The organism is Sphingobacterium paramultivorum (assembly GCF_014109745.1).
GTDB lineage: Bacteria > Bacteroidota > Bacteroidia > Sphingobacteriales > Sphingobacteriaceae > Sphingobacterium > Sphingobacterium paramultivorum.
Genome location: NZ_CP058555.1, coordinates 5747178 through 5764611 on the forward strand (window position 1 = coordinate 5747178; position 17434 = coordinate 5764611).

The window sequence follows — 17434 nt, forward strand, 5'->3', positions numbered from 1 at the left end:
TGCTTTTTTAGGATATAAATCGAAATCGGATTAACGATTTGAAAATTCAACGTAGTCGCGTTCTGTGTGACCAACGTATACTTGTCTAGGACGACCGATAGGCTCTTTGTTTTCGCGCATTTCTTTCCATTGTGCAATCCATCCCGGTAGACGGCCTAAAGCAAATAATACGGTAAACATATCTGCTTTGAAACCTAATGCACGGTAGATGATACCTGAATAGAAGTCAACATTCGGATAAAGTTTTCTGTCGATGAAATATTGGTCATTCAATGCTGCTTCTTCGAGCTTTTTAGCGATATCCAATACCGGATCTTGAACGCCTAATTTCTCCAAGATATCATCACATGCTTTTTTGATAATCTTAGCACGAGGGTCGAAGTTTTTGTAAACGCGGTGACCGAATCCCATTAAACGGAAAGGGTCGTTTTTATCTTTTGCTTTAGCAAGATATTTTTCAGCATCACCACCATCATTTTTAATGGCCTCCAACATCTCGATTACGGCTTGGTTTGCACCACCATGTAATGGTCCCCATAATGCATTGATACCCGATGCAACGGATGCATAAAGGTTTGCATTGGATGAACCAACGATGCGAACAGTAGATGTTGAACAGTTTTGCTCATGATCAGCATGTAAAATCAACAATTTGTGCATGGCGTCAATGACAACAGGATCAAATGTTTTTTCATCATTCACTTCTCCAAACAGCATGTTTAGGAAGTTGTCAATGTAACCAAGGTTATTTTTTGGATAAACAACAGGATGACCTAATGATTTCTTTTGAATCCAAGAAACGATTGTTGGCATTTTTGCCAAAAGATTGATGATCGTTTGATCTTCTTCTTCTTCTGTTAAGTTTGGATTTAAAGATTCTGGATAAAATGCCGACAATGCGCCTACTAAACACGAAAGTTGGCCCATTGGGTGAGATTTGGATGGGAATCCAGCGAAGAAGTTTTTCATATCTTCGTGAATCATCATTTGCTTTTTGATGTCAGCTCTGAATTTTTCCAATACCTCTTTTTTTGGAAGCTCTCCATAAATCAACAAATAAGCAACTTCCAAGAAAGTCGATTTCTCTGCCAATTGTTCAATTGGATATCCTCTATATCTCAATATGCCTTTTTCGCCATCAAGGAAAGTAATCGCACTTTTCGTTGCACCTGTGTTTTTGTATCCTGGGTCTAACGTAATAAATCCGCTTAGATCTCTTAATTTGGAAATATCAACTGCTTTTTCATTTTCAGTACCGACAATGACTGGAAGGTCATACGAAGTGCCGTCTAAATTTATAGATGCTTTATCTGACATGTTTATATATTATCTTATATCTGATTTGTTATGCTAATCTCACAAATTTAACTATTTGATATTTAAAATTGAAAGTTCTTTTGGAATTAAAATGACATGATTGCGTCATTTTGGATAATATTCACTAATTATTTACTTAAATAAGCAAATAATTTATTCAAATTTAACATTATCTTATTTTGCAAAAAATATCAATCTATTTTTCTTTGTGCAACCTTTCCTTTGTCTTCGTAGTTGCCCTGTTTACCCGATCCAAAAAAGGGTAGTATGACAAAACACACCAGAATAATGGACGTTAGTGTCAGAATTCCTGTAGTCCACAATATTTTGCTGAAGTTCTCTGCATCCAATAGCTTAATGCCCCAAAGTCCCAGTAGGAAATAGGTGGCAACGAAAAGTATCACCAAGGTGAATAATATACCGAATATGTATTTCATAGCTGAATTAATTTATGTGTTATGAATTGATTCACCTCGGTATAATTGAGCTGAATCGTCAGATGAATATCCCCGCATGCGTTATATTTTGTTGAGGATCTGTTTTTTTAGTGTATCGAATTCTTCTTGGGTAATGATGTTCTCACGGAGCAACAGCTGCAGCTTTTGAAGTTTCTCGACAAAGTCGCCCTCTTGCTGAATATGATCTTTAATCTCCTCTTTTTGAAGGTCAAACTGTTTTCCGAGTTCCATACCGACGCCCAGCTGTGCCCCTACACCGGCGATTCCCCCTTCATTTTTAGCGGCATCACGGAGCGCACGTAGTTTTTCTAATTCAACATAGCTTAGACCCGCCTGTTGTGCCGCCTGATTTTGTGTGCTTAAATCGGCGATTTCTCCAATTCTTCGTTGTGTATTGGGATCAAATTGAGTTCCTAAGATTTTGAAATCCGTAATGTCGAGACCAAGGTCATTAAAATCTTGTTCAACCGCAGTCTTGATGTCGTTGGATAACAGTCCCAGTTGACTGTCAATCTCATTGTAACCCAGTTTTTTTTGTGCAATCTGCGCAATAATTTGTTGTGGGATCCGATTATTGATGATGTCCTGAATGACAGCTGTGCTAACCGTATTTTGATTAGCTACAATGTTTTTATAGAAATGTACCGGTTCCTTGATGAGGTAAGAGAACGTACCATTCAAGCCGATTTCTATTGGTAAATTGTAATGGGGGTCGATGTATTTAATAGGTGTCCCCGTTCCCCAGGATTGATTGACGATAGCGGCTGTGCGAAAAAAGTAGATGTAAAGCTTATGTTCGGATTCAAAGTTCTGCCGCAAACGCGCTAAAGTGGTAAAGAATGGATGGTTGTCCGTTTTGAGGTTGTACGTTCCCGGTTCAGTCAACAGGTTTTCACCTTTTCCTTCATAGACAAGGATGCAACCCTGCCCTGGAGCGAGGATCAGCTTGCTGGAATTTTTGATCTCATTCCTTTCGGATGGGAATTTATACCACAATAATCGAGGGTCTTGGTTTTTCCACTCGATGACTTCAGAAAGCTGGTTGTTAAAAAGATTAAATAGTCCCATAGTGTTTAATTTAGTGTGTCGAATTTGGGGTTATACCCTTCAAACTTGTTGATTTGTTTGCCGCTATTATCAAAATAATAATAGTCGCTGGCTCCCTTTATAATAAAACCATCTTTGAGGAGGCTCCCATTTCCATACATGGATTTAAGGTCTGTGGTCACTGTTTTTTGTATTGCGCCTGTTGCCACATCCAATAGTTGGATCTGGAAAGGGTCGTCTTCAGCAGGCGTTGGTTTATACGCAATGAGTAGCGTTTTGTCATTCTGCGCAATGATTACGGGCTGAAAGTAAAGTCTTCCTGGCGTAAAGTCTTTGAAGCTGATCAGACGGGCGCCTTTAAATTGCCATGGATTAATCAATACCTTTTTATAAGGATCGCGGTCGGTGAATATGCCCGACCCGCCATAGTCTTTATCCCAGGAAAATCGCGGGCTATCTTTTGGGAATCCATATTGATATTGGTAACTGTATTGGATTAACTGGATTTTTTCTTCTGGATAATAACTGGATTTACTTGAAAAGGTAAATTCCGTTTTTGTAGTTGGGTTGGGAAGCTTTTTTCTTCTTTCGTCGTACAGCTGTTTGTCGGGAATAGATTTGTTAATCAAGGGATAATAAGCTAGGTTTTGTCCTTCATTGTTGACAATTTGATAGGCCGAACCATAGTCTTCGTATTTAAATTCAACTTTAGCGATGCCTGTGCTTAAAGATGGTGCATCTTTTACATAGTTCTCAAGGACACTTTTATACGTGAGTGTATTTCTGTCCAGCTGATAAATATATTTGGATTTGACGATGATATATAGATTCTGGTCTTCAAATACCTGAAGTGTGACGTCGCTGCTTGACAGTTCGACGGGAGTTTCCATCAAAGCCTTTACCCATTCTTTTTTACCTGTTTTGGGATCGAAGAGTCCGATATAAACTTTATTGTCCTTGCCTTCGTCCATTCGTTTTCTGAAGGTTCCGACATTACCGACGACAACAACATGTGGCGTATTATCTTTATCCAAAAATAGCGTGTTGCTTGCATAGTTCCATTCCAGTGGTTCGGCCTCTTCTTTTTTCTCTGCTGTATTGGAAGTGCTGTAAGTTGAATAATTGGGCGCTGGCTTTTTGGAAAAAATAGCGCTTAGGGCTCCAATGACAAACATAAGCGCAATAAAGCCTACAACAGCAAATAATACAATCCGTATGGCTTTATATTGATCTTGGTTGTTGCGTGGGTAGTTATAGTTGTGGTTGATATTGATGTCATCACTATCCAGAAAAAATTCTGTTCCACAGCTATCACATTTGTAATAATCGGGGCGTAATGTGGTGATTTTTATACTGCCACAATGCGGACATTTGATCGCTTTGATATTTTTAGCCATTTATCTTTCTTGTATTTGTTTTAAACCATCTCCTTTTGGAATGAACAGTGCGACTGATTGCTATCAATTTTATACAGTGGAAATTCTTTTTTTTCAATTGATGAAGCGATTTATGAATGAATTTAGAATTAAAATAAACGTATCGCAAATTTTCTGCCAGCTAACTTATATTCGTCGGATTTGAGTTTAAATACGCAAGAAATGAGCCACTTCTTTTTTGGGAGGGTTGAGGAAGGCCTTATTTTGGGGAAGATCCGAAAAGGAACGAAAAAATATTTTTTGTATTTACGAATTATTCGTAGATTAGTGATAGATTAGAAAAAGGAAGATAAAGACATGGAAAAATTAACAGCACAGGAAGAGCAGGCAATGCAATCCATTTGGAGCCTCAATGGAGGTTTTATAAAAGAGATCTTGGATAATGTAAAGGGCGAGAAGATGCCTTATACGACTTTGGCTTCGACAGTAAAGAATCTGGAGCGTAAGGATTTTGTGAAAGCAGTACGCTATGCCAATGCCAAACGCTACGAGCCGATGGTGAGTGAGGAAGATTATAAGGCCAAGTTTATGAACTCCTTTGTGGGCGATTATTTCAAAAATTCCTATAAGGAGATGGTTTCCTTTTTTGTACAGGAAGAAAAACTGACGGCCGATGAGTTAAAGGAGATCATGGATATGATTAAGCATAATAAATCTTAATGGCATGGAAAGTCTACTAACCTATATTATACAAGTCAACCTGTTGTTGGGTATTATCTATCTGGGATATATTGGACTGTTGAAAGGCTTGACGTTCTATTTTTTAAATAGAGCCTACTTCTTAGTAGGGGGGCTATTTGCTTTTCTGTATCCGTTTTTGGATTTAAAGTCTTTGTTTGTACAGCGTGGATTGAGTATTGGGGTCGTAGGCGAGCGGATTTCACTTTATATTACGGAGCCGGAGGTTCAACAGCAGCTGACGTTAGGAAGGTTGGTGGAAATCGTGTTTATGGCCGGTGCTGTTGTATTGTTATTAAAATTTGTATTTCAATTATTGAGCTTATTTCGAATTCATCTGAATTCGAGGTCCGATCAATGGCGGACTTATCTATTCCGGAATGTGCTTATTCCTATTGTTCCATTTTCGTTTTTGAATAAAATCTATGTCAATAAAGGACAGCATGTTGATGCTGAACTAAAAGATATTTTTAAGCATGAAGATATTCATGTGAAAGGCCTTCACAGTCTGGATATTTTACTGTTTGAAATGATATTGGTGTGTTGTTGGTACAATCCTTTCGTCTGGCTCATGCGCAGGGCCATTCGCCAAAATTTGGAGTTCCTGACTGATCAACAGGTTCTCGATAAAGGAATTGACAAGCAGACGTACCAATACAGCCTATTGAATGTGTCCAAAAAGGGCACTTCAGTAGGGTTGAGTAATCAATTTAATTTTAAACTTTTAAAACGTCGTATTATGATGATGAACAAGAAGCGATCATCGAAAATAGAGCTGAGTAAATACGCCTTTCTTTTACCGGTATTTTTATTGACGGGAGCAGCATTTACGGTAAGTAAAGCGGAGGGTAGTATTGAGGGGGTAGTTGAGAAGGCAAATGAGACAGTATTACCTATTCAGTTGCCAACAGCTGATTTAAAATCTCAGGAAGATCAATCAAATAGGAGCTCTATTGCGTTAGCGGATACTTTGGCTAAAGCAAATCAGGTGGAGGCGAGAGATTTTAGGGAAATCAAAAGATCTGCTATTGATTTCTCAAAAAATCAAAAGTATTTTGTGGATAATAAATTGGTCTCCAAGGCAGAATTTTTGGCTATTCCTGAAGGAAAACTGGCGAAGTACTGGTTTTCGAATGATAGTGATATGATCAAGTATCGGACGAAGTCTTCAATTGATATTGCTGGCGGAGCAATCTTGGCCAATACTGTTGAGATGCAACAACATTCGGATATAGCGCAAAAAAAATTACGTTGTGTCATGAATGGTATTGTGCAGGAAAGAACTTTTACTGTGGATGATATCGATCCAAATGCTATAGCATCAGTCTCGGTATTACAGGGGAAGGCTGCTATTGAAAAGTATGGTGAAGATGTTGGGAAAGACGGTATCCTTGAAGTGAAATTGAAGGAAGGAGCTCATATTGGCAAAGATATGACCAAACTCAAAGGGCTTACGATAGGGGTGACGTATCGTGATGATCAGCTAACGAATGATAAGTCAACTGATGTGGTGTATGTTATTGATGGCAAGAGAGCAGATCAAAAAATGGTGAAGGAGCTGGCGCTGACGCCGGATGGAATTGACAATATAACGGTATTAAAGGGAGCGTCTGCGACCGTTAAATATGGATCAGATGCAGAGAATGGCGTTATATTGATTACGACAAAAAAATGGGCCCGTGAAAATCCGGATAAAGTGAGTGATAAAGTGCGTCCAATTGGACAGGATGATAAAAAGGGGGATAATGTTGTTACCGTCGTTGGCTATAAGAATGACAACAGAGCGGATGATAAGATTAGTTCGACGATTGGTTCTAAGAAAAACGAAGGACAGAATGACAAGGTTGTTACTGTTGTTGGTTATAAGAAAAGTGAGAAATCAGATGACGCGAAACTGGATGTTTTTTCGGATAAATCAAAAAGGATAAGTTCTAACGCGGTAATGGGATTGTTGGGGAATAATTCAGCGAATGAGTCTATTGGTACTGATTTTCCATCTGTTCGTGTTCGTGGCTATGATGGAAAAGTCAAGCCATTGCTTGTGGTTGATGGGACGGTTAAGAGGGAGACCAGTTTGGAAAAACTTGATTCGAAGGATATTGAATCAATAGAGATTTTGAAAAATGCAAGTGCGACTGCGTTGTATGGAAATGCAGGCAAAGATGGTGTCATTATCGTTACGACCCGGAAGAAAGCAAGTGAACAGAAAAACGATGAGCAGGCTAATGGGAAATTAAAAGAGAAGGTAAGCGGCACGATTAAGATGGAGATTGAAAAAGAAAAGGCCCGGGCAGAAAGCAGTAACTAATGTAAAGTTCTCTGAGTAAAAAATAAAAAAAGACCGATTTAAATCGGTCTTTTTTGTTATAAATCAATACCAATATAAGGCACTACATTAATGAGCTTTAGAAACGTTTACTATTTTGTATTCAAATTTGTCATCGTCAGCTCGATGCCGATATTGACAAAACTCTGGATCATTTTAACGGAATGGTCAATTAAAGCCGGTAGTTCAGCTTGTTCCTCTTTGTCAAAAGGGCCAAGTACATAATCTACTTGTCTACCTTTTGGGTAATTATCGCCAATACCGAAACGTAAGCGCGGATAAACCTGTCCGCCGCAAAGCTGCTCAATGGATTTGAGCCCGTTATGACCGGCGCTACTTCCTTTGGGTTTCATCCTTAGCGAACCAAATGGAATGGCCAGATCATCCACAATCACCAATACATTCTGAATAGGAACTTTGCATTGTTGCATGTAGTAATTGACGGCCTTGCCGCTTAAGTTCATATAAGTCGTAGGTTTAATCACAGTGACATTGTGCCCCCTTTGTTTAAATTCGCTATAATAGGCCAACTTGAGCAAGGAGAAACTGGCGCCAACCTGTTTAACAAGTTCATCGGTAACCATAAAACCTATATTATGCCGTGTATCGGCATATTCACTGCCAATGTTGCCTAATCCAACGATAAGATAATTCATGCTGCAAAAATAGAAATTTTAATAAACAAAAAAAGCACCGAATTTCGGTGCTTTCTGCAGTATTTTAAAAATCTTGTTCAGATTATTTTTTACCACCTTTAGTTGCTTTAGCTGCTTCTTGTTCAGCTTGACGCAATGCACGAGACATGATTACTGATACGATTGTATCATCAGCATTGTTTAATACTTTTGCGTTTTCCAATTGAATTTGACCTACACGAACTGATTTACCAACTTCTAAAGATTCCATTGGTACTTCAATGTCTTGCGGCAAGTTTGCAGGTAATGCTTTTACGCGTAAATTACGTAATTTTTGAACTAATTTACCCCCCATTTTTACACCTGGTGAAGTTCCTGTTAATTTGATAGGAATATTTAATGATATTTCTTTGTCATCAAATAATTCTAAAAAGTCAACGTGAGTAACTAAGTCAGTTAATGGGTGGAATTGTGCGTCTTGAACGATAGCTCTTTTAGTTTGACCTTCAATGTTTAATTCAACAATGATTACGTCTGCAGTGTAAAGAACTGGTTTCAAATCAGCTGCGGATACAGAAAGAGCTGTTTGCTCTGTACCACCGTAAAGTACTGCTGGTACTAAACCTTGGTAACGCAATTCTTTTGCATCTCTTTTCCCTACGTTCTGTCTTACAGAACCGCTAATAGCAATTGATTTCATCTTTTAATTTTTTATAAATTTGAGGTGCAAAGATAATCTAATTTCTGATATTATCAAAAAAATACGATCGATATTAGCTCGGAAACAGGCACTTATTCAATGTGTTCAATTTTTCTGTGTTCATGACTATACTTATTCAATGCTGCTTGTTTACCCTAATGTATGACCAAATTAATACCATTTCCTATATTAAAACTGGAATAGGACTCTCTTAGTAGGGGTATAACAGGGGGTTAGCAGGGCTTTACCCCTGTTATACCCCTGCTAACCCCCTGTTATTGTAGAATTTGGTATCAATCAATTGCTAACTTATATACTCGCTTATACTCGATAAAAAGGGCTATTCGCCTATGGTTAAAAGATAAGAACCAAGCGGAAGTGCACTTTTAAATGTTTGTTGTTTTTTGGGAGAAGGTGGGGTGGTGGCGCAATACAAAAAAAAGACCCTGGTCGTTGAGCTGAATGCTTTCTGTACCAGGGTCCAATATCTAGGATCTAAAACTCAAAGATTACTCTACTTCAAATAAATTAGAGATTGAAGAGTGTTGATTTACACTTGTGATTGCTTTTGCAAATAAATCAGCCGTTGATAATACTTTGATTTTGGTCGATTGTTTTGCTTTTTCTGGATCCAATTGAATGGTATCGGTTACGATCATTTCTGACAATACTGAGTTTTCAATTGTTTCATATGCCTTTCCGGACAACACAGCATGTGTACAAACGGCTCTTACAGATTTTGCACCATTTTCCATGATCAATGCCGCTGCTTTTGAAAGTGTACCAGCCGTATCACAGATATCATCGATCAAAACCACATCTTGACCAGTTACATCGCCGATAATTGACATTGATTCGATTTCGTTTGCACGTTTACGACGTTTGTCACAGATAATAACTTCTGCATTGAAAAATTTAGCAAAGGTACGTGCTCTGTATGAACCACCCATATCTGGTGAAGCAATCGTTAGATTTGGAAGTTTTAACGATTTGATATAAGGAACAAAAATGATAGAGCCATCCAAATGGTCAACAGGGATATCGAAAAAACCTTGGATTTGTGCTGCGTGCAGGTCCATTGTCATGATACGGTGGATACCAGCTGCAGTCAACAGATTGGCGATCATTTTTGCGCCAATAGCAACTCTTGGTTTGTCTTTTCGATCTTGTCTTGCGAAACCAAAGTAAGGGACTACCGCTGTGATATAATGCGCTGAAGCTCTCTTCGCTGCATCTGTCATCAATAATAATTCAAAAAGATTGTCGGTAGGTTGGTTGGTAGATTGGATAATGAATACATCGCTTCCGCGAACTGACTCATTGTAGAAAGGTTGAATCTCACCGTCGCTAAAACGTGACAATGTTTTGTCTCCTAGTGGTTTCCCGTAAGATTGTGCGATTTTTTCGGCTAGTTCTGTAGTGCCAGAACCTGCAAATAGTTTAACCGTGTTGAATTGCAAAGGCATGGTTTTGTATATTTATGTTGGGTTATTGTATTGTCGTTTATTCAATATTTTTATTCCCTTACTGTTTTTTAAAGTTAAACATTAAAAAAAATGGATTGTTTTCACAATCCATATACGCTTAACTTTAAAAGTTGTCCGACCTGGATTCGAACCAAGACAAACAGAACCAAAAACTGTTGTACTACCCTTATACTATCGGACAATGTCTCTAAAAAGTCAACGTTTCCGTTTTTCTCTTTTTGACGACGCAAAGATAGAGATTTGTTTTAAAAATCAAAATGTAAATTTAAAAAAATCTAAACCCTTTTATAAATAATAAGCCTTGCATATAACGCAGAAAAGGCTTGCATTTGCAAGCCTTTTCTATTGTTTGTTGTCCGACCTGGATTCGAACCAAGACAAACAGAACCAAAAACTGTTGTACTACCCTTATACTATCGGACAAACAATTCAAAAGTGATTGCTATCGTGATGATCTCGTTCACATTTGATGATGCAAATATACGGACTATTCTCATTTCTGCAAATAAAAATGAACTTAAAAGTGTATTAGGGCTGATTTTCAAAGAAATAATTTTTGTTTTGATTTGAAAAGATATGCGCGCTAAGCTTTTTTATCGAGATGTTGGCTCACAAAAGTACACGAGTGCTTTTGCGAATGCTTTCCTTTCAGCCAATATTGGATCGCGTAATGAAATTTTTTCAATTAATATGTGTTAAAAAATCAGAATAAAGTTCATTTCTTATTAACTTATCCTTATTTTCGAGCCGTATTAATAATACTTTTTACAGTTATCATTTTATGAACTATACTAAAATCAACAATCTTTTAGGATGGATATGTGCGCTAATAGCAACTGTAGCGTATGTCATGACTGCCGAACGATCGACGAGTTGGTGGGACTGTGGCGAGTTTATCGCTTCAGCCTTTAAACTTCAAATTGTGCACCAGCCAGGAGCACCTTTATTCTTAATGATTCAAAATATATTCTCAAACCTTGCTGGTGGAGATGTTACACGAATTGCTTTCTGGATGAACGTGGGATCTGCGGTATGTAGTGGTCTGACCATTTTGTTTTTATTTTGGACAATTACAGCTTTAGCAAAGAAAATCGTTGTAAAAGGTGTTGATGGATCATATACATCAACCGATTTAATCAAAATATTCGGCTCGGGCGCTGTTGGTGCACTGGCTTATGCTTTTACGGATACATTTTGGTTCTCAGCAGTAGAGTCCGAAGTATATGCCATGTCGTCTTTATGTACAGCCGTCGTATTTTGGGGTATTCTAAAATGGGAAAACCATGCCGATGAAGCTGGTTCGGACCGCTGGTTGATCTTTATCGCCTATGTGATGGGACTTTCTATCGGGGTGCACTTACTGAACCTTTTGGTGATTCCGGCAATTGCTTTGGTGATTTATTTTAAACGTTCAAAAACTGTAACATCATCGGGGGCGATCAAAGCTTTCTTGATCGGTGTCGTTGTTTTGGCGTTGATTTTATGGGGTATTATTCAATACACCGTGAAAGCGGCAGCATATTTAGATCTGTTCTTTGTGAATAGCTTGGGAATGGGCTTCGGAACTGGATTTAACCTATTCATGATTTTAGCGGTAGCTCTTTTTGTATATGGGATCTGGTATTCAATCAAAAAGGTCAAGCCGATGCTAAACCTGATCTTAATCAGTGCAGCATTTATCATTTTTGGTTATAGTTCCTTTGCCATGATCACGGTGCGTGCCAAGGCAAATCCTACGTTAAATAACAGTGATCCGGATAATGCGTTTTCTTTTGTGAGTTATCTTGGACGTGAGCAATATGCAAGTGAGCCTCTTTTAAACGGACCTACATTTGATGCGCAAGTGGTTGATGCCGAACCTACGTATACATATCGAAAAGATAAGGACAAGTATACCAAGGTGGAGAACGGTATGGACTATAAATACGATAAAACGATGTTTTTCCCTCGTGTTTACAGCAATCGAGATGGGCATGATGGATATTATCGTGATTACTTAAAAATCCCGGAAGGCCAGTCGCCGACTTTTGGCGATAACTTGAAGTTCTTTTTCAGTTATCAGATCGGACATATGTACGGCCGTTATTTCTTGTGGAATTTTGCCGGTCGTCAGAATGACCAACAAGGGCAGGGTTCATTTACCGAAGGTAACTGGATTTCAGGTGCTAAACCTGTTGATCAGTTGCATGTTGGTGGACAAAATGCCATTCCAGATTCTTTGAAGACTGACCCTTCGAATAACAAATACTACTTCTTGCCTTTGATCATTGGTTTAATCGGCGCATTCTGGCATTTTGGAAAGAGACAACGCGATGCGGGAATTGTGGGTCTGTTGTTTTTCTTTACAGGATTAGCAATTGTATTATATTTAAATCAAAGTCCACTTCAACCACGTGAACGTGACTATGCGTATGCAGGTTCTTTTTATGCCTTCGCCATCTGGATCGGACTTGGTGTTTTCGCTATTGCGGATTATCTGAGCAAAAAAGTGGATGGTAAAATTGCAGCTGGTGCCGCTACAGTAGCCTGTCTATTGGGAGCTCCAGTATTGCTAGGCTTCCAAAACTGGGATGATCACGATCGTTCGGAGAAAACAACTGCCCGTGATCTTGCTAAAAACTATTTGGCGTCATGTGCGCCCAATGCTATTTTATTTACTTACGGTGATAATGATACCTATCCTTTATGGTATGTTCAGGAAGTCGAAAATTATCGTCCGGATGTACGTGTCGTAAACTTAAGTTTGTTGAGTTCGGACTGGTATATGCGCCAGATGAAACAAAAAGTGAATCAGGCAGATGGTTTACCGATCAATATCGATGATGAAAAGTTCAAGAAAGGTGTTCGCGAAGTGCTTTATTATCAGGATATGAAAGTTCCAGGACATGTGGATCTGGATTTGATCATGCAGATTTTATTGTCTGACGACCAGAAGAACAAATTGGAATTGAGAGGTGGTAAGTTTGAAAACTTCCTGCCAACCAAAAACTTTAGCCTTCCAGTGAATAAAGAATCTGTTCTGAAAAATAATGTCGTTCCTAAAGCTTGGCAAGAATCTATTGTCGATACCATGAGCTGGACCTACAATAGAAATTATATTTCTAGAGCTGAATTATCTATCTTAAATGTGTTATTGAATAACGATTGGAAACGTCCAATTTATTTTGCGGCAACAGTTCCAAATGATAACTACCTTGGTTTAGATAAATATTTAGTACAAGAGGGCTTTGCGCTGCGCTTGATGCCAATTGCAACTCCTGCCGGAGCAGAAGGTACATTGGTTGATACACAGTCTGCTTACAAAGACATTACTACGAAATACCAATGGGGTAATATGGCACATGCTTCTTACCTGGATCCTGAATCTTACCGCATGATTACCATGATTACAAATACTGTAATGGGTGGTACAGCGACACAGTTGATGATGGAAGGTCATAAGGATGAGGCGCGTAAAATCGCTGTTGAAACCTTTGAGAAAATGCCAAAACGTGTTTATTTGATGCGTGATATTTTAGGCTATATTCCAATTGTCAATGTGTTGTATGAAACTGGTGAAACGAAGCGTGCGAATGAGATTGTAAACCGTAACTTGAAGTTTATGACCCAAAATATGCGTTGGTATCAGGATATTGCCCAAACGAAGCCAGAACTTGAATATTCCAATATTGGAACAGCTTTGCGTGCTTTGGGTGCCTATAAGAGTATTTTAGCCTCTACCTCGGAAAAACAATTGCTACAGCAAGTGACCGATTTAGAAAAATCGTATAAACAACAATATGGTGTTGAGTAACAATTAGAGACATCATTTTAACCGAAGGAGCTGCCCTTTACTACAGGTATTCGAAAAGGAAAAACACTTTTTGATGCGATGTAGGAAAGGGCAGCATTTTTTTTGATTATTTTTTCTTAGCTTAACGCCATATAAAACCAACCTTAAGTTATGATGAAACGTCAATTAAAATTGTGGGATGCAGTTATGCTGGTCATGGGATCGATGATCGGAAGCGGTATTTTTATTGTATCGAGTGATATGATGCGGCAGCTGGGATCCGGATATTGGTTGGCGATAGTTTGGTTATTGACCGCATTAGCAACTGTTGCGGCGGCAATCTGCTATGGCGAGTTGTCGTCTATGTATCCAAAGGCTGGCGGGCAATATACCTATCTGACAGAAATATTTGGGAAGCCAATCGGCTTTTTATATGGCTGGAGCTTATTTACTGTCATTCAAACGGGAACGATAGCAGCTGTAGCTGTTGCCTTTGGTAAGTTTACAGCCTACCTTATTCCGCAGCTAAATGATGCAACACCGCTATTTCAGCGTGGAGAGTTTAAGATTACCTGGATACAGATTGTTGCTATGGGTGTTATTATTCTCCTTACTTTTATTAATACAAGAGGGATCAAGAGTGGGAAAGCTGTTCAATCTTTCTTTACTTCAGCAAAAATCATTGCGCTGATTTTACTGATTTTAGGTGGCCTTTTCTTGATTAAAGAAAATCATTTTTCAGAAAATATGGCTTATGGCTGGGACTCTTTTCAAAATTTGAAAGGAGCAGGCTGGTCGCAGATCTCAGGAGGCGTACTGATGGGGGCATTAGCTGCTGCCATGGTAGGTTCTGTATTTAGTAGTGTGGCCTGGGAAAATGTAACGTTTGTTTCCGGTGAGATCGTCAATCCGCAGCGTAATGTTGTTCGGGCATTGGTTATCGGAACTAGCTTGGTGATGTTGCTCTATATAAGTTGTAATTACATTTACCTGGCGGCATTAAATAGAGAGGAAATTGCTTTTGCGGCAAATGATCGTGTTGCCATAGCGGCGGCTGAAAAAATATTGGGACATAGTGGCACGGTAGCGATGGCGATTTTGGTCATGATCTCGACCTTTGGTTGTGTTAATGGACTTGCACTGTCCGGAGCGCGTGTTTTTCAGACCATGGCAAAAGATGGATTGTTTCTGAAGCAGGCGATTCCCAATAACAAATATGATGTGCCCGCGCGATCGTTATGGCTTCAGGGAATCTGGGCTTCCTTACTTTGCCTGAGCGGACAATATGGCAATTTACTGGATATGATATCTTTTGTTATTGTCATATTTTATATGGTCACAGTGCTAGGTGTTATTATTCAGCGTATCCGGAGACCCGATTTGGAACGTTCTTATAAAACCTTCCTCTTTCCGATTACACCAATCTTGTACCTGTTGATAGGTACCGTATTTTGTGTATTATTAATTATCTATAAGCCACAATATACCTGGCCCGGCTTTATACTTGTATTAATCGGTGTACCGGTGTATTTTTTTGCACGGAATAATAAACGTGCCAAGCTAGATGAATAGTCTCTACCTATAGCATTTCGATTTCAGGGAATTTGCTGTAAATGATTGGCAATTCGTATTGTATATAACTTCAAAATCTGTTAATGTGCTAGAATAATTGGTTTGTAAATTTCCCTGAAAGGAAGATATTCTTTGTTTAAATCACTTTTTGTTATTGTGCCAGTTGGGTGCAAATATTGAAATTAATTGCCCTTCATGGCTTCGTTTTTGTTAAAAAAAGTGTAGCTTTGCTCAAACATTCCCATAATGAAACAGTCGATTTTATTAGACGGACCAAAATTTCAAATCACAATTCAAAGACTATGTCGTCAATTGATTGAGAATCACGGTGATTTTTCAAATGCTGTCGTCATAGGTATTCAACCCCGAGGAACTTTCTTAGCGAGACGTATCGTCAAAGAGCTTGAACAAATGATCGGAAAAGAGATTTTAGTTGGCGATTTGGATATTACCTTTTATCGCGATGACTTCCGTACGAAAGGGAATACTGGTCCAATCTTAGCAAATAGCACAAATATCAATTTTATTGTAGAAGGTAAAGAGGTCATCTTTATAGATGATGTCTTATGGACAGGACGTACTATTCGTGCGGCAATGGATGCTGTACAGGCATTTGGCCGTGCAAGAAGAATAGAATTGCTTGTTTTGGTCGATCGCCGCTTCTCTAGACAGATCCCTATTCAGCCTGATTATATCGGAATACAGGTAGATTCTATTGATTCACAAAAAGTAATTGTTAACTGGAAAGAATCAGAGGATCAGGATAGTATTATCTTGATTACAGAAAAGAAGACGTCAGCTAGCGATTAATAGCGGTGTCATGACGATACTAGAGGTTATTGGTGACCTTTGGAAACAGGCACTTTCAATAAAAAATGATTAGTAAATATTTGAATATACTATAAAATGTCATCTGTAGCAGAACAATTAAGTACCCGCCATTTATTGGGGATCAAAGATCTAAATGAGAATGATATCCAATTGATCCTGGATACAGCAAGTAATTTCAAAGAGGTATTAAATAGACCAATCAAAAAGGTTCCGTCGTTACGGGATATTACGATTGCCAACGTGTTTTTTGAAAATTCGACACGGACACGTCTATCCTTTGAACTTGCTGAAAAGAGACTTTCTGCGGATATCGTGAATTTTGCGGCATCCTCATCTTCAGTAAGTAAGGGTGAGACACTCATCGATACGGTGAACAATATTCTTGCAATGAAGGTTGATATGATTGTGATGAGACATCCATACGCCGGAGCTGGGGTATTTCTAAGTAAACATGTTGATGCACAAATTGTCAATGCAGGTGACGGAGCACATGAACACCCTACACAAGCTTTACTTGATTCATTTTCGATCCGTGAACGCTATGGTGATGTAGCTGGTCGTAAAGTAGCTATCGTTGGGGATATTACGCATTCACGCGTTGCCTTGTCGAATATCTTATGTCTTCAAAAGCAAGGTGCAGAAGTGATGGTTTGTGGTCCGACCACACTAATTCCTAAACATATTACATCATTGGGTGTAAAAGTAGAGCATGATTTGCGAAAAGCGTTGAACTGGTGTGATGTTGCAAATATGTTACGGATTCAATTGGAGCGTCAGGATATTGCCTATTTCCCTTCCTTAAGGGAATATTCCATGCTATATGGATTGAATAAAGAGATTTTGGATTCTTTAGAGAAGCCAATCACAATTATGCACCCCGGGCCAATCAATCGGGGGGTCGAAATCACATCGGATGTCGCGGATAGCGAACATTCAATTATTTTGGATCAGGTTGAAAATGGTGTTGCTGTGCGCATGGCTGTCTTGTATCTATTAGCAGGGCAACGCGGATAGTCGAAATTGGTTTTGACGTGCGTTAATGTACGTATGAGACTAAATAGCACTGTTTTCAAATGCAACAATAGTATGCCTGACTTTATTTTTTGTCGGGCATATTTTTTGTGCAAAATTTCCGTTATAATACGGGGTTATTCACAGATGTTAATAACTTTTGT

Annotated in this window: 13 protein-coding genes; 6 read left to right on the forward strand and 7 right to left on the reverse strand. The window is 38.7% G+C overall.

What is annotated here, in order from left to right; translation table 11 throughout:
- Nucleotides 1-30: 30 nt before the first annotated feature.
- The 4 genes from HS960_RS23755 to HS960_RS23770 form a co-directional block, all read right to left on the reverse strand.
- Nucleotides 31-1317, reverse strand: a complete 1287-nt coding sequence (locus tag HS960_RS23755) for a citrate synthase (RefSeq protein WP_153845662.1) — start codon at nt 1315-1317, stop codon at nt 31-33.
- A gap of 191 nt (nt 1318-1508) precedes the next feature.
- Nucleotides 1509-1754 carry a hypothetical protein gene (locus tag HS960_RS23760; RefSeq protein WP_120333696.1) on the reverse strand — a complete coding sequence of 82 codons (246 nt, stop codon included), beginning with the start codon at nt 1752-1754 and terminating at the stop codon, nt 1509-1511.
- Nucleotides 1755-1835: 81 nt separating this feature from the next.
- Complete coding sequence (locus HS960_RS23765; RefSeq protein WP_159727215.1) at nt 1836-2843, reverse strand: SPFH domain-containing protein; 1008 nt, start codon at nt 2841-2843, stop codon at nt 1836-1838.
- A gap of 5 nt (nt 2844-2848) precedes the next feature.
- Nucleotides 2849-4219 (reverse strand): hypothetical protein, encoded by a 1371-nt coding sequence (locus tag HS960_RS23770; protein WP_182330752.1) that lies wholly within the window; start codon nt 4217-4219, stop codon nt 2849-2851.
- Nucleotides 4220-4555: 336 nt separating this feature from the next.
- Here HS960_RS23770 and HS960_RS23775 point away from each other — a divergent pair, with 336 nt between their 5' ends.
- Together HS960_RS23775 and HS960_RS23780 are read left to right on the forward strand one after the other, a co-directional pair.
- Nucleotides 4556-4918: a BlaI/MecI/CopY family transcriptional regulator gene (locus HS960_RS23775; RefSeq protein WP_075994224.1), complete on the forward strand. Its 363-nt coding sequence runs from the start codon at nt 4556-4558 to the stop codon at nt 4916-4918.
- Between the two features lie 4 nt (nt 4919-4922).
- Nucleotides 4923-7244 (forward strand): M56 family metallopeptidase, encoded by a 2322-nt coding sequence (locus HS960_RS23780; RefSeq protein ID WP_182330753.1) that lies wholly within the window; start codon nt 4923-4925, stop codon nt 7242-7244.
- Between the two features lie 110 nt (nt 7245-7354).
- On the opposite strand, the gene pth is transcribed toward HS960_RS23780, so the two are convergent.
- From pth to HS960_RS23795, 3 genes are all read right to left on the reverse strand, one after another.
- Nucleotides 7355-7918 (reverse strand): aminoacyl-tRNA hydrolase, encoded by a 564-nt coding sequence (gene pth, locus HS960_RS23785; RefSeq protein ID WP_182330754.1) that lies wholly within the window; start codon nt 7916-7918, stop codon nt 7355-7357.
- 82 nt (nt 7919-8000) lie between these two features.
- Nucleotides 8001-8597 (reverse strand): 50S ribosomal protein L25/general stress protein Ctc, encoded by a 597-nt coding sequence (locus HS960_RS23790; protein WP_153845657.1) that lies wholly within the window; start codon nt 8595-8597, stop codon nt 8001-8003.
- A gap of 509 nt (nt 8598-9106) precedes the next feature.
- Nucleotides 9107-10063, reverse strand: a complete 957-nt coding sequence (locus HS960_RS23795; RefSeq protein WP_153845656.1) for a ribose-phosphate pyrophosphokinase — start codon at nt 10061-10063, stop codon at nt 9107-9109.
- An 802-nt stretch (nt 10064-10865) separates the two neighbouring features.
- On the opposite strand from HS960_RS23795, the gene HS960_RS23800 reads away from it, so the two are divergent.
- The 4 genes from HS960_RS23800 to HS960_RS23815 all read left to right on the forward strand — a co-directional run bounded on the left by HS960_RS23800 (nt 10866) and on the right by HS960_RS23815 (nt 17273).
- A complete protein-coding gene (locus HS960_RS23800; protein WP_182330755.1) occupies nt 10866-13877 on the forward strand; it encodes a glycosyltransferase family 117 protein in 3012 nt (1003 codons plus the stop codon).
- Nucleotides 13878-14027: 150 nt separating this feature from the next.
- Nucleotides 14028-15428 carry an APC family permease gene (locus HS960_RS23805; protein WP_227550148.1) on the forward strand — a complete coding sequence of 467 codons (1401 nt, stop codon included), beginning with the start codon at nt 14028-14030 and terminating at the stop codon, nt 15426-15428.
- A gap of 246 nt (nt 15429-15674) precedes the next feature.
- On the forward strand, nt 15675-16238 hold the full coding sequence (pyrR, locus tag HS960_RS23810) for a bifunctional pyr operon transcriptional regulator/uracil phosphoribosyltransferase PyrR (protein WP_075994219.1): 564 nt from the start codon (nt 15675-15677) through the stop codon (nt 16236-16238).
- Between the two features lie 96 nt (nt 16239-16334).
- Nucleotides 16335-17273 carry an aspartate carbamoyltransferase catalytic subunit gene (locus tag HS960_RS23815; protein ID WP_046672752.1) on the forward strand — a complete coding sequence of 313 codons (939 nt, stop codon included), beginning with the start codon at nt 16335-16337 and terminating at the stop codon, nt 17271-17273.
- The last annotated feature ends 161 nt before the right edge of the window (nt 17274-17434 follow it).

Excerpts from the sequence above, each read along its gene's own strand:
- HS960_RS23815 (WP_046672752.1), top strand. The coding sequence starts at position 16,335 with ATGTCATCTGTAGCAGAACAATTAAGTACCCGCCATTTATTGGGGATC.
- HS960_RS23770 (WP_182330752.1), bottom strand. The coding sequence starts at position 4,219 with ATGGCTAAAAATATCAAAGCGATCAAATGTCCGCATTGTGGCAGTATA.
- HS960_RS23795 (WP_153845656.1), bottom strand. The coding sequence starts at position 10,063 with ATGCCTTTGCAATTCAACACGGTTAAACTATTTGCAGGTTCTGGCACT.
- pth (WP_182330754.1), bottom strand. The coding sequence starts at position 7,918 with ATGAATTATCTTATCGTTGGATTAGGCAACATTGGCAGTGAATATGCC.
- HS960_RS23775 (WP_075994224.1), top strand. The coding sequence starts at position 4,556 with ATGGAAAAATTAACAGCACAGGAAGAGCAGGCAATGCAATCCATTTGG.
- HS960_RS23760 (WP_120333696.1), bottom strand. The coding sequence starts at position 1,754 with ATGAAATACATATTCGGTATATTATTCACCTTGGTGATACTTTTCGTT.
- HS960_RS23765 (WP_159727215.1), bottom strand. The coding sequence starts at position 2,843 with ATGGGACTATTTAATCTTTTTAACAACCAGCTTTCTGAAGTCATCGAG.
- pyrR (WP_075994219.1), top strand. The coding sequence starts at position 15,675 with ATGAAACAGTCGATTTTATTAGACGGACCAAAATTTCAAATCACAATT.
- HS960_RS23780 (WP_182330753.1), top strand. The coding sequence starts at position 4,923 with ATGGAAAGTCTACTAACCTATATTATACAAGTCAACCTGTTGTTGGGT.
- HS960_RS23800 (WP_182330755.1), top strand. The coding sequence starts at position 10,866 with ATGAACTATACTAAAATCAACAATCTTTTAGGATGGATATGTGCGCTA.
- HS960_RS23805 (WP_227550148.1), top strand. The coding sequence starts at position 14,028 with ATGATGAAACGTCAATTAAAATTGTGGGATGCAGTTATGCTGGTCATG.
- HS960_RS23790 (WP_153845657.1), bottom strand. The coding sequence starts at position 8,597 with ATGAAATCAATTGCTATTAGCGGTTCTGTAAGACAGAACGTAGGGAAA.
- HS960_RS23755 (WP_153845662.1), bottom strand. The coding sequence starts at position 1,317 with ATGTCAGATAAAGCATCTATAAATTTAGACGGCACTTCGTATGACCTT.